This window comes from Emticicia sp. SJ17W-69, from assembly GCF_051209875.1.
Lineage (GTDB): Bacteria > Bacteroidota > Bacteroidia > Cytophagales > Spirosomataceae > Emticicia.
Genome location: NZ_JBNTQY010000001.1, coordinates 3,291,518 through 3,305,241 on the forward strand (window position 1 = coordinate 3,291,518; position 13,724 = coordinate 3,305,241).

Genomic DNA, 13,724 nt, shown 5'->3' on the forward strand with positions numbered 1-13,724 from the left:
GTTCCTAAAGCTATTACACATATTTTAGGAACAAGGCATCATGCAACTTTTAGCATTAAATATTTATAAAGAATCGCTTCTAATTGAATAGGTGTAAAAGGTTTGCTCAAAATCTCAACCATCCCACATTCTAATGCTTTTTCTCTTTGCTCAGTTAGAGCATTTGCCGTCAATGCAACAATAGGCGTTTGGGTATTTAGGTTTTCAGTATTAATAATTTTCAAAGTAGCTTCATAGCCATCCATGACTGGCATCTGAATATCCATTAAAATTAAGTCGTATTTTTTAGTTTGAGCTTTTTGAAAAGCTTCTAAACCATCAAAAGCAACATCATAATTAATTACCCATTTGTCGAGAAGTGTACAGGCATATTTACGGTTCATTGCATTATCTTCTACTAACAAAACCTTCATACCTTCAATCGCACGATAAGTTATTTTTGGGGTATTTTCTTTTGGCAAAAGGCTTTCTAATGAATATTTGCTTGGCTTTACTCTTTTTAATTTCAGAGTAAAATATACTTGTGTTCCTTCTCCAACGACACTCTCTACCCAAATATCTCCTCCCAAGAATTCCACTATCTGTTTACAAATAGATAACCCTAAACCACTACCAGGTGATTTTATTTTATTATTGTCATAAATTTGGGTAAATTTGTTAAATATAAAATCCAGCTTATCGTTAGGAATACCAATACCTGTGTCAAACACCTGAAACTCAAAAAGTGTATCCTCTTCTGTTTGTTTCAATACTTTTACCTGCAATCCAATGTGACCAGTTTCAGTAAATTTATCTGCATTTCCCAATAAATTGAATAAAACTTGATACATTAAAGTCTCATCACCATGATAGAACTGTTCCAAGCGTACATCCAACATAAAATCTACCTCCAAGCCTCTGGCACCAACTTTCATTTGGAATGTCTGCTGAATAGTTCTCAACAAGCCCTTTAAATCAAAATCTTTGGGGTGGGTGCTAATTTTACCCGCATCCATCTTGGCTATATCGAGCAAATCAGAAATCAAATTGAGCAAAAACTGAGAGGAGTTTTTCAAAATATCCAAATACTCAAGCTGCTGATTATTTGGTTCTGTATCATAAAGGAGGTGTGTAATACCAATAATAGCATTGAGTGGCGTTCTGATTTCATGACTCATATTGGCCAAAAATTGTTTTTCGGCATTTCGGGCATTTTCAATTTCTTGTTCGGCAAGTTTCCTATGAGTAATATCTCTAACAATATCCCTAGAGCCTAAAAAAACACCATCTTTTACAATTGCAGTGGCATTTACTTCAATATAACGAACTTCATTATCGCCTCTTATTATTCTGCCAACATAATTTTTATAAAATCCATCTGTCAAAAGCTTTTTGAGATAGGTATTTGAATGTTCTTTGTCGTCGGGATGTACAACTCTATCTAAGTCATATTCTTGCATTTTGTCCCTCGGAATACCTAATATATCTAAATATGTTTTATTGGCATCCATTATTTGTCCAGATGCCGAAACAATAGCCACTCCATCATTAATATTCATAAAAAGGTCTTGATACCTTTCCGTTGATTCGAGTAGTTGCTGCTTATAGTCAGTAAACTTCAATAAAATCGCCTTAGTTTGAAGAGTCAAACTTTCAGCATTTTCAAAATCTATATTTTTATCAATTGTAATACCCATTTCCTTACACAAGGCTTCGAGAACATCCTTTTGATTCATATTCGAGCGTCGAAGCTGGATATTTTGTTCTTCTGTGATATCAACAAGCTGACGATTATGTGCAAATTGAAGCAATTGCCAATGATGTACAAAATGTCCTACAAAAAACAAAAAAATACTCAATGCTACTACAACAATGATTGTATCTAATAGAATGACGTTTGCGGGTACGAGCGTAAAATATCCTAAAAAAAAGATAGCTAAACAAAAAATATTATACCAAATTCTTTCCTTAGTATTAAGTGGGAAAGACAAATTGAAATAAGAAGATGCTAATGCAAGTATGGTGAATTCAGTTCCATAGTTTTTGGCAACAAAAGTTGTAAAATATTGAATAAATGTCAGCATGATTACACCAAAATAAATCCAATTTCTCACAGAGGAATGAATATTTTCGTATAGTTCAGGTGATGACAATTGTTTTACTTTACTGTGTATTAAGAGGAAAAGCAGCTCTGTAATCCCAAGTACTGCAATATAAGAATACCACCAGAAAGGTTGGAGAACATTTTTTAATTCAATTATATCAATAAAAGTAAGACATGGAACCCCAATGATACCTATTTTTAGTGCTAATAAGATTGCCTTTGTCTGAAATTCTAATCGTTCTTCTTCAAACTCTTGTAGGTGTCTGGATTTTAAAGGTATAGTAAACCAATCTTTTATGTTGTAAAAGCCCATTGTAAAATTCGTTGATTCTGAGTATAGATTAAATCATCTCACTTATTACTTAAGAAAATATTATTTTATTAAATTGGGTTAGAGTTAAGGTGTAATTCTCTACTGTAATATTATTTTCTTCATGGGACATTTTTAATTAACGAAGTTAATTTATGAAAGTTTAAATAAAAAAACAAAGATTTTTTATTTAAAAATAAAATTTAATATGTGTTTCCCAATTGTTTTACCAATTATTCAAAGAAATAGTTTGATTAAAAATTCAACACAATTATTAATCAAAATGTACAAATTAAATCATAGACCCATTGATTATGAAGAATTTATGTGGCAAAGTTAATAATTTTATGTTGAAAAATCCCATCCTTTTCTGATAGAAAAAAAAACGTAAATGAATCTACAAAAAAAACGTAAAATCAATAAACTATGAATAGCAGAGCAAAACATATTATCCATACTTTTGTATCTATCATTTTCGCAATAATTGTTCCAAACAAAAAAATATACTATATTCGTGGTCTTGGTATATTTAAAAGCATTAAAAATTACTAATGAAAATTTCTCTTCGTAAAGCTACAAAAAGTGATGCTGATTTGACTTTTAAAATAGAGCAATTTTCAATAAAAGAATATGCAGATTCGCTTTATTTTACTGGGAAAAGAGCTTATCACAACGAATTTAATCATACAAATATTCAAATAGTTGAGCTGAATGAAATGCAAAATATCCAAGCAATTGGGTATTTAGAAATTGAAGAAAAAAGTTATTCATTTGAAATAATAAATATTTTGATTCATAAGGACTTTCAAAACCAAGGTTTTGGAAAATTTTTACTTAATGAAATCATTCATGAGGCACAATCAAAGTCAAAAAGTATTGAATTACAAGTTTTAAAAAATAACCCAAGAGCAAAACGGTTTTATGAAAATGCTGGTTTTCAGGTATATTTTGAAACCGAATTTGAATTTAAAATGAAATTTTCGCATGCAAATAGGATTTTTAGAAATTAAATGGACTGATCTGTTAGACATAACACTTGTCGCTTTCTTGTTATACTATATTTATAAATTGGTCAAAGGTAGCGTTGCCAGTAGGGTTTTTATGGGCTATCTACTTATTTACCTTTTTTATCTCATAGTCAAGGCCATTGGTTTAGAGTTATTGACAAGAATTTTAGAATACTTCATGGGCGTTGGTGCTATCGCTCTGATTGTTTTATTTCAACAGGAAATTCGCCGTTTTTTACTATTAGTTGGCAAGTCCACCACACTAAGTAACAATCAATTTTTTAATAAATTGCTTGGTAATAAAGAAAATAACGAAGGAAAATACCCCATTAAAATAATTGTAGATGCCGCAAAAACAATGTCTAATGAATTTACAGGAGGCATTATCGTCATCCAAAAAGAAGATGATTTAAGTAAATTTGCAGAGTCAGGAGACATTGTCGATGCAATATTATCTAAAAAGCTTTTAGTTTCACTTTTTAGTCAATATAGCCTTTTGAGCGATGGAGCTGTTCTTATCACCAACGGACGGATAAAAGCCGCACATTGCATTTTACCAATTGCCAGTAATGAAGACCTTCCCAGTAGTTATGGTTTTCGTCACAGAGCAGCTTTAGGGATTTCTGAGGCCACCGATGCAGCCGCTATTTGTATTTCAGAAGAAAACGGTAAAATTACTTTGGCCATTGATGGAAATATAAAAACTATTTCATCATCAGAATTAGAAAGAGAATTAAGACAATATTTACTAAAAGAGTTTTGAGTTCTGAGTTAAAATTCTCAGTGAAACACTCAGAACTCAAAACTTTTAAAATGATTACTTTTTATCCAGGACCTTCAAAAGTGTATCCAGAAGTGGCAATTTATATGCAAGATGCCATGAATGAAGGAATTTTGTGCCAAAACCACAGAAGTTTGGCTTTTATGGATATGTTGAAAGAATGTATTCGGCTATTTAAACAAAAACAAGGGATTCCTGATGATTATTATGTTTACTTTACTTCTTCAGCAACAGAATGTTGGGAAATCATCAATCAGTCGCTTATATTAAAAAATAGTCATCATGTTTTTAATGGTGCTTTTGGAGAAAAATGGTTTGATTATGCCAAGCGTTTAAACTTAAAAACTACCTCTACTAAATTTGATTTTCAAGAAAAATTAGATCCCACAAAACTCATTGATACGGCGAGCGATGTCATTTGTTTTACTCAAAATGAAACTTCAAATGCCACGCAAATCTCTATTGATTTTCTAAAAAAAAATAAGGATGCACTTATTGCCATTGATGTAACTTCTTCACTCGGTGGCGTTGAATTAGATTGGGAATTGGGTGATATTTGGTTAGCGTCTGTTCAGAAATGTCTTGGTTTACCAGCTGGGATGGGAGTTATGATTTGTTCTCCAAAAGCATTGAAACATGCGAATGCAATTGGTGATAGAAAGTATTATAATAGTTTACTTTTTATTCATGATAACTTTCAAAAATACCAAACTCCATATACGCCCAACATTTTAGAAGTTTATCTTCTGATGCGAGTCATGCAACAAGTTCCTGATATTCAATCAATTAGCAAAAAAATAAAAGCTCGATCAACGGAGTTTTATGAGTTTATTGAAACCCAAACTTCACTAGAATTATTGATAAAAAATCAAGAAGTAAGGTCTGAAACGGTAATTGCCATCAAAGGTCGAGAGAGCGAAATTTCAACTTTAAAACAAAAAGCCAAAGAAAAAAATATCACATTAGGCAATGGTTATGGTGAATGGAAAGATACGACATTTAGAATTGCCAATTTCCCAGCGATTGAAGATTGGGAGTTTGATAAACTTAAAGATTTGCTAAAAGAAGTATAATTTTTTATAAATTAATCGTAAATAGATATTTCTTTCAAATGCTACAAAATCGAACAATTAGAAAAAATAAACATCCTAAACATTTACAACTATGAACTTTGATTTCAAAGAAATTATATCTGTGACAATCATCTTATTTTCAGTTATTGACATTTTAGGAGCAATACCAATAATCATTGATTTACGTAAAAAGGCAGGTAGTATTCATGCCGAACAAGCGACTTTAGTAGCTGGAGGCTTAATGATCACTTATCTATATTTGGGAATAAGCATTTTGAATTTATTTGGTGTAGATGTCAAATCTTTTGCGGTGGCTGGAGCATTAATCTTATTTTTGATAGGATTTGAAATGATTTTAGGTAGAAGTATTTTTAAACATGAAACGACCAATAGTAAGGCCACTTCGATTGTACCATTGGCATTCCCAATTATTGCTGGAGCTGGTACAATGACTACCATTATTTCATTGAAAGCCGCTTATCAAGAAGAAAATATTGTAGTTGGAATTTTGCTAAACTTGCTTTTTGTATATACAGTACTTCGTACCTCACAGCAACTTGAGAAGATTCTTGGCCCAACAGGGGCTGATATCCTACGCAAGGTTTTTGGAATGATTTTGATTGCGATTTCAATTAAATTGATAAAGACTAATTTGTTATAAGATATTATTCAAGTTTTTCTTTGAATCGTTCCTATTACTGAACGGAGTAGGAACTCCGTTTTACTAACAGATAAAGAGCAAAGCATTGGCCTCGCCCTATCATAAACCTAAACTAAACGTATATGATTTTGATGTCATTAAATTTGCCTCCTATCCATTGCTGAATAGGAGGACTTTTTATCGCTTTTTCATAATTTGTGTTTACTTTTTCTTTCGCAAATAAATATTCCCGTGATCTGACCTTATTGTTAGACTTACACCTCCGCCATTGATTGTCCCTGTGGTTTCGTTTGAACAATCACAATCATCAGAATTTAGGCTTGAACCTGCCAATGTCCAAGTTTTCTTTCGAGCCATATCTTCTGCAACAATATAAGCTGGCGATTTCGCAGTTGCAATAGCAGGAAAATCTTTTTCACCTTTCTCTCCTTTTTCACCTTTCTCTCCTTTTGTGTCAATAGCTGCTATTTTCTCCCCCCATTTATTATAAGATACTCCATCTTTAACAAAAACCGTTTGACCGTTTGCTAAAGTAGAAACTTTAACATTTTCTTTGGTTTCAGTTTTTTCTTCTTTTTTCATTGGCTGAATATCGAAATCAGTGAATAAATCGGCATAAGTTGCTTTAATATTCAAATTCGCTTTTGTATCGCTTGGCAAGGTGATATCTACTGCTCCACTTGCCGAAATAGAATTAGGCTTGCTTTGATTAAGTTGGTCATAGACCACATAAATTTTACCATATCCACCTCTTGCTACAATTGGACCACTGACATTATTTATTGTTAAGGTAGAATATGAAGTTTGAACTTCCACTTCACCTTTCATGCCTGAAATCTGCCATTTCCCATAAGCATTGCCATTTTCACGCACACTAATGCTTACATCTTTTGGAATTTTTATGCTATAATTGCCATAATATTTGCTTTTCGGTATCTTAATTTTCATGATTGCTCCTTCTACAATTACATTTGCCCCAACACCCGTATTATCAATCCCCCCACCTGGTGAAACAATTTTTAGTCCTTCAGCTTCTGCTGGAAGTTCTCGTTTATCTTCGAGTGCTTCAATGATAACTTCATTGCCAGTTGTGCCTACGATCTCTAAGCCCATATTGGCACTCATAATAACAATTCGTTTGTCATTACCACTAAAATTCACTTTATAAGTATTGGTTTTTAATTGTGCAAACACCGATTTGCTTAGTATTAATAGGAATACAATTTTTAATAAATTTTTCATAATTTTTAGAATTTAATAATATACATAACTTATAGTCAACATTTTATAAACTTAATAATTTTGATCCTTCTTCTGCTTTTTGTCTTACAAATGCAGATATACTTTCATCTTCAACCAACAATCGAAAAGCAGGTAAAGCACGTCTTTCGTTGAGTTTGGTTAGTAATTCAATAATTGAAATTTGTAAGGTTGGTTCTTGTTGCTTCAACAAAGATTTCACGAGAGCATTACGAACATTTTCATCATAACCAAAGCGACCAATGGCATCAGCAGCAGCGATGCGGACATTAATGTTTCTATCGTAATCAAGTGTATATATGAGTGCTTTTAGCACTTCATCGTCAGGTTTTTGTAAATCATAACTATAATTTACAGCCTGAATGCGTTCGGAAGCTGACTCTCTTTTAAGCATCGAAAGTATCAATAGATCTTTGGTTGCTTGCATTTCCTTCTTCAAGTTGCCAATTTCATTCAACACATTAGGTTCTACTTGTTTATTGGATACTAATTGCTGTTTTTGAACAATATATTGTGTATCAACCCTCACAATGGGCACTTCTACAATTGTTTCAATAATTTTTGGAGCCTGATTTGTAGCTGTAAGCACTTGTTTATCAACCGATTGTCTTCCAATAAAAAACATTAATAGTAAACCAACAACAGCAGCCGCATATTTAAAATAAGCATATTCATAAAACTTAAAGGTCTTATTTTTAGGAGCCAATTTACTTTTTTCTTGCAATAAAAAGTTATAAAATACACTATCTGCCTCTGAATCAAAATCTTTTTCAGGTGGCTTATTTATTGAAAAATAGATGGTCTTAGCTTCTTCAAACTCTTGCTTTGTTCCTTCATTTTCGTCAAAAACAGTTTCTAATGTCTTATAATCTTCAGGTGAAAGCCTGTTTTCAAGAAAATCAGCTAATAATTCCTCTTTTATTTTTCTCATGTCCTTTAATTCATTTATTCAACTAAATCAAGACTCAAATATATTTCTCTCAACTTTTTGATTGCTCGATGCACTCTTACTTTGACCACCGAAACTGATACATTAAGTACCTCAGAAATCTGTTCATATTTCAGTTCTTCATAGCGACTCAATTGTAATACTTCACGGTATTCATCAGGAAGTTTCTGTAAAGCCAATTGTACTAAATTATATTGTTCATCATCGTAATTTTCCTCTTCATAAATCTCTAAATTTTCGGTTAATTGACTGTTTTTTAGTGAATTATCTTTTAAATGGTCATGATAAATATTTCTTGCGATGCGGTAAATCCACGTTCGAAATTCATAACCTTCTCGAAAAGTATGGCGATAATGAAGCAGTCGATAAAAAACTTGCTGCGTCAAATCTTGACTTAAATCTCGCTCTACACCAAACCGTAGGTAGAAGTTAAATAAAGGCCTTTTGTAGCGTTCATACAAAATTGCGGCTTTATCTAAATCCCCATTCACAACAAAATTCATTGCGGACTCATCTGTCATAAAAGCATAGCTTGGTTGAAGGTTTCTGAATATGCTTACTGGAAGAAGTTGAAAAGGTTACAAAAATTCATAAAAAAAATAAAAATCTATTCGAAACAAATTTTCAAGGCTTATGATTTTTGAACCATTTATAAGGACAAAAGCTACTCACCCTTTCTTAAAAAGATGAGTATTTACTTATAATTAAGATAAAACTTGTAGCTCTCCAAATTTTAAAGTAATTCGTTAAATTTAGGTGGCAATTATGACTTGAAAAGTCGTTAGATTTTCTTGAGTATGATCAAATACAATCTTAATATCATTTGTTTTGGCAAATTCTTTTATCAGAATCAAGCCTGTTCCTATTCCTTCTTCACCAAAATCAAAACTATACCCTTTGTTAAATAAACGATCTATCTTCTCAATTTGGCTTTCAGTCATCGAATCTCCCTGATTACTGATAATCAGCACGAAAGTATTTACTTCCAAAGCTGCTTTGATAAATATTTCTTTTCCTTCAGAAGTATATTTGATGGCATTATCAAGCAAATTACGAGTAATCAACGATAAAACGTGCATATCTGTTTTGATAGTAATATCTTGAATTTCTTCCTTGATATTTAAATGCTTTATTAAGGCCATATCTCGGTAAATTGGCAAAATATTTGAAAAGAATGTTGTAGTCTGAATGAGTGTAGGCTTTAAATGTATTTGCTTTTGTTGAATAATACTCCATTCCAAAAGATTATTGAGCAATGAAGCCAAATTTAAGCCTACTACATCTATTTTTTTCAATACTTCTTTAAGCCTTGCGTATTGTTTAGTATTAACTAGATACCCAACAATTTCTGAATACCGCTGATATGAATTCAAAGGGCTTCGTAAATCATGAGAGATAATGGTAAATAATTTATCTCGGCTTTGCGTTAATTCTTTAAGTTTTTTGTTGGTAGAACGAATTTTAATGGCCAAAAAGCTAACAACCAGAACAATTAAAATGGTAATAATTAATAGCGTTATAATTATTTGAGCTCTTTTGTTGATTGATTGCTTTTCGAGTTCAAGTTTTTTTATAAGTAACTCTTTTTGCTGAGTTTCATATTTAGTTTGGAGTTCTTGAAATTGTGTAACTGTTCTTGTGCTATCCAAAATGCTTCTTATCCTCATTTCTTTTTCTAAAGATTGATATGCTTTTTGATAATCTTTTTGATCATATTGTATAGCTGCAAGATTTGCATAATAGCTATCAATCAATTCAGGTTTATTGATATTTAATTTATTGTAGATTTCTATCCCTTTTTTATAATAGAATGCTGCCTTCTTGAACTCTTTGATATAAGAATAGCCTACACCCAAATTATACAATAGACTTAAGGTTCTTTTAAAGGGTTTAGAAGGCGAACTTTGATAAGCCATGAGGTAACACCATTGTACTTTTTTATAATTATCTTCCTTTTTACCCTCTTTAAGTCGAAAATAAGCATTGGCAGCTCCTGTAAAAATACTGGGTTTTATGTAATTATATTCGGAGTGGTTTTTCAACAATTTTAAAGCAGTTTTAAAATACACTAACTGTTCTTTTGGGCTTTTATCAACATAATGGCCAAATTGAAGCATCGAATTGATAATAAGTAGCTTAGTTCTTACATCACTGATATGACTATAATATTTTAAAGTTTTTTCAAGTCTATCGAACACACTCTTTTTTCTATTTTCATGACTTACTTGAGGATAATGTGCTGATCCAATGATTAGATGATTGGCAACAACCATTCCTAATGAATCTTTGTGTGCTTCAAAATATCTATGAGCCTTCAAGCCATTTTCAAAACATATTTTATTGTTGTTATAGTAATTTAATAAAGCTTTAAGATAATAAAACATAGCCTGTCCTAATGAATCTTTCTTTTTTAAAGCTATGGTTTGGATAGTTTCTACATCTTTTCCAAAATCATTGGAATAATAATATCTGCTCCATTCCAAATTGATGAGTAGATGAAGGTAGTTTTCTTTTTTACTTTTTCTATGCTCAACAATTTTCTGAAGGCTATCAATATTTGAGCTAATTTGATAGTCACGTACTTGTTTATATGATTTTTCTTGAGCAATAGCTAAAGTGCCAAAAAGGCTTAAAAAGAGTAGAAGGTTTATAGTTTTCATAGGTTTTTATATGGTTAGAATGTCCATAAATAAGATAAAATTAATAATTTTATGAAAAACAAATAAACACTTCATCAATAAATTAATGACAAAGTATTTTTTGTAAAAGATAAATGCTTCATTTTACGTTACTCATAGTGCTAATAATAAAAACTCTCTGTCAGAGATTTCACCCAATTTAGGTGAGTAGTAAAACATGCATTTCTACGAAATTTGTGCTTTAGTCTAAATTAACTTACCTTTTATCAAATCAGCATTCAAACATTAACTGAATTTGAGTAGTTTTACAAATAATATTCTTCAAACAAATAAAACCTACATTATGAAATTAATAAAAATTACTTTTTTATGTTCACTTGCTTTGATAAGCTCTTTTGGAGCATTTTCCCAAAAGAAAGACGATAAAAAGCCAGAGGAAGTTAAACCTGCTACACCAACTCCTGTTGCCGCTCCAAAACCGCCAGAAACTCCAAAAACTGGCCCTAAACCATATAAAGAAGTAATTACTGACAAGGCCAAGACGAGTAAAGGCCTAATGACAGTTCACAAAATTGAAGAGAAATATTTCTTTGAATTAGCCGACTCAATCATTGGTCGTGAGATCATGTCAGTTACTCGTTTTTCAAAAACAGCTGCAGGTGGTGGCATTTTTGGTGGTGAAGAAGTAAATAGCCAAGTCGTAAAATGGGAAAAAGGGCCTGATAATAAATTATTTTTACGTTCAATCACTTTGGTTATTGCCAGTGGCGATAGCACAAAACCTATTTTCCAATCAGTAAAAAACTCAAGTGCAGACCCAATTATTGGCGTTTTTGACATCAAAGCATTTAGAAAAGATACTTCTTCAGTGATTGAAGTAACTGATTTCTTTAAAGGTGATAATCAAGTTTTTTCTCTTGACCCAGTTAGAAAGCAATTGTTAAAGATAGCGATGTTACAAGCTGACCGTTCGTTTATTCAGCATATCCGTTCTTATCCAATCAATACTGAAGTTCGTACAACCAAAACTTTCAGTGTTATTCCTCCAGCCGTTTCACTTTCACCAATGCCACAAATCGGGCAATATTTACCAGCTTCTCGTGATGCAGGCGTTGTAACAATGGAGTTTAATACTTCATTTGTGATTCTTCCAAAAACGCCCATGCGTAAACGTTATTTCGACCCACGTGTAGGTTATTTTGCCAATCAATATTCAAGCTTTGGTGAAGAATCTCAAAAATCAGACAATGAAGTCTTTGCAGTAAGATGGAAACTTGAGCCAAAAAACCAAGCAGATGCCGAACGTCAAAAACGAGGTGAATTAATTGAACCTAAAAAACCAATTGTTTATTATATCGACCCTGCTACGCCTCAAAAATGGCAAAAATACTTAAAAGCAGGGGTAGATGATTGGCAAGTTGCATTTGAAAAAGCAGGATGGAAAAATGCCATCAGAGGCGAATATGTCACTGAAAAAGATAGTATAAGCTTAGAAGATGCTCGTTTTTCAGCCATCAGATATTTTGCAGCCGATATTCAGAATGCTTATGGACCAAATGTACATGACCCCCGAAGTGGAGAAATTTTAGAAAGTCATATTGGTTGGTATCATAATGTAATGCGTTTGTTGCGTAACTGGTACATGATTCAAACAGCAGCATCTGACCCCCGTGCAAGAAAGAAAAACTTTGATGATGAATTAATGGGACAATTGATTCGTTTTGTTTCTTCTCATGAAGTTGGACATACCATAGGTTTGCGTCATAACATGGGTGCAAGCTCAGCAACACCAGTTGAAAAACTACGAGACAAAGCTTGGGTAGCGAAAAATGGCCATACCTCTTCAATCATGGACTATGCACGTTTTAACTATGTTGCACAACCAGAAGATGGAATAACTGATTTCTTCCCTCGCATTGGCGACTACGATGTTTGGGCGATTCAGTGGGCTTACAAATATTTCCCAGATGCCAAAAGTGCAACAGAAGAAAAAGCTATTTTGAATGAATTGACAAAAGAAGCTGTAAAAGATCCACGTAAGCGTTTTGGTACCGAAATCAGTCCTTTCGACCCACGCTACCAAACAGAAGATTTGAGTGACAATGCGATGCGTGCCTCAGAATATGGTATTAAAAATTTGCAAAAAATATTACCAAATTTGCCAGAATGGAGCAAAGAAAATGGAGAATCTTATAAAGAATTAGCTGAATTATATGCCAACGTTTCAGGGCAATACCGTCGTTATATTGGTCATGTTACTAAAAATGTTGGTGGAATTTATGACACTCCTAAAACGTATGACATGGAAGGCAGTGTGTATGAAGTTGTACCAAAAGCCACTCAAAAAGATGCAGTAAACTTCTTAAATCGTCAAGTTTTTGATACACCAAACTGGTTGTTAGACAAAAATATTTTAGGCAAAATCAATCCAGAGCAAGGTGTTGAGGCAATCAAAGCGATTCAAGAATCAACATTGAATAGCCTTTTGGCAGGAGATAGAGCAGTTCGACTAATGGAAACTGGCTCGGCAAGTGCCTCAAATTATAACTTAGATGAATTAATGACAGATTTACGCAGTGGTATCTGGTCAGAATTAAAATCTAAGAAAACGATTGACATCTATCGTCGTAACTTACAAAAAGTTTTTGTTGAAAAAGTAACATCTTTACTTAATCCTGGAACAGCGGTAAGCTCATATATTCCACAAGGTGCAACTTATGGTTTTGATAGCCGTATGGTTGACTTGAAAAAAACGGATTTGCCTTCAATTGCAAGAGCCCATTTGGAATCTTTAAAAGGAGAAATCAAAGCAGCATTGCCTTTGACAACTGATAAAATGAGCAAATATCACTTACAAGATGTATTGCAACGCATTGAAATTGCTTTGAATCCAAATAAATAACCACAGTTTTTATGAAATCAAAAAGCGAGGCGAAAGTCTCGCTTTTTTTGTGGTTTTAA

At 32.5% G+C, this 13,724-nt stretch carries 10 protein-coding genes; 5 read left to right on the forward strand and 5 right to left on the reverse strand.

What is annotated here, in order from left to right:
* Nucleotides 1–38 precede the first annotated feature (38 nt).
* Complete coding sequence (locus ACQUQZ_RS13440) at nucleotides 39–2,396, reverse strand: ATP-binding protein (RefSeq protein WP_435355512.1); 2,358 nt, start codon at nucleotides 2,394–2,396, stop codon at nucleotides 39–41.
* A gap of 548 nt (nucleotides 2,397–2,944) precedes the next feature.
* Between ACQUQZ_RS13440 and ACQUQZ_RS13445 the strand changes: the two genes are divergently transcribed.
* The 4 genes from ACQUQZ_RS13445 (at nucleotide 2,945) to ACQUQZ_RS13460 (ending at nucleotide 5,915) form a co-directional block, all read left to right on the forward strand.
* Complete coding sequence (locus tag ACQUQZ_RS13445) at nucleotides 2,945–3,403, forward strand: GNAT family N-acetyltransferase (protein WP_435355513.1); 459 nt, start codon at nucleotides 2,945–2,947, stop codon at nucleotides 3,401–3,403.
* Nucleotides 3,378–4,163 (forward strand): diadenylate cyclase CdaA, encoded by a 786-nt coding sequence (gene cdaA, locus ACQUQZ_RS13450; RefSeq protein WP_435355514.1) that lies wholly within the window; start codon nucleotides 3,378–3,380, stop codon nucleotides 4,161–4,163. Before ACQUQZ_RS13445 ends, cdaA begins: the two co-directional genes overlap by 26 nt.
* Before the next feature lie 50 nt (nucleotides 4,164–4,213).
* Nucleotides 4,214–5,254, forward strand: a complete 1,041-nt coding sequence (locus ACQUQZ_RS13455) for an aminotransferase class V-fold PLP-dependent enzyme (RefSeq protein ID WP_435355515.1) — start codon at nucleotides 4,214–4,216, stop codon at nucleotides 5,252–5,254.
* A 91-nt stretch (nucleotides 5,255–5,345) separates the two neighbouring features.
* Nucleotides 5,346–5,915, forward strand: coding sequence for a MarC family protein (locus tag ACQUQZ_RS13460; protein ID WP_435355516.1), 570 nt, complete (start codon nucleotides 5,346–5,348; stop codon nucleotides 5,913–5,915).
* A gap of 201 nt (nucleotides 5,916–6,116) precedes the next feature.
* Here the strand turns inward: ACQUQZ_RS13460 and ACQUQZ_RS13465 are convergent, their stop codons facing one another.
* From ACQUQZ_RS13465 to ACQUQZ_RS13480, 4 genes are all read right to left on the reverse strand, one after another.
* Nucleotides 6,117–7,157 carry a DUF4097 family beta strand repeat-containing protein gene (locus ACQUQZ_RS13465; RefSeq protein ID WP_435355517.1) on the reverse strand — a complete coding sequence of 347 codons (1,041 nt, stop codon included), beginning with the start codon at nucleotides 7,155–7,157 and terminating at the stop codon, nucleotides 6,117–6,119.
* A gap of 43 nt (nucleotides 7,158–7,200) precedes the next feature.
* Nucleotides 7,201–8,106, reverse strand: coding sequence for a HEAT repeat domain-containing protein (locus ACQUQZ_RS13470; RefSeq protein ID WP_435355518.1), 906 nt, complete (start codon nucleotides 8,104–8,106; stop codon nucleotides 7,201–7,203).
* Between the two features lie 14 nt (nucleotides 8,107–8,120).
* A complete protein-coding gene (locus tag ACQUQZ_RS13475; RefSeq protein WP_435355519.1) occupies nucleotides 8,121–8,645 on the reverse strand; it encodes an RNA polymerase sigma factor in 525 nt (174 codons plus the stop codon).
* Nucleotides 8,646–8,876: 231 nt separating this feature from the next.
* Nucleotides 8,877–10,784 (reverse strand): ATP-binding protein, encoded by a 1,908-nt coding sequence (locus tag ACQUQZ_RS13480; RefSeq protein WP_435355520.1) that lies wholly within the window; start codon nucleotides 10,782–10,784, stop codon nucleotides 8,877–8,879.
* A gap of 322 nt (nucleotides 10,785–11,106) precedes the next feature.
* Between ACQUQZ_RS13480 and ACQUQZ_RS13485 the strand changes: the two genes are divergently transcribed.
* Nucleotides 11,107–13,665, forward strand: coding sequence for a zinc-dependent metalloprotease (locus ACQUQZ_RS13485; RefSeq protein ID WP_435355521.1), 2,559 nt, complete (start codon nucleotides 11,107–11,109; stop codon nucleotides 13,663–13,665).
* Nucleotides 13,666–13,724 lie beyond the last annotated feature (59 nt).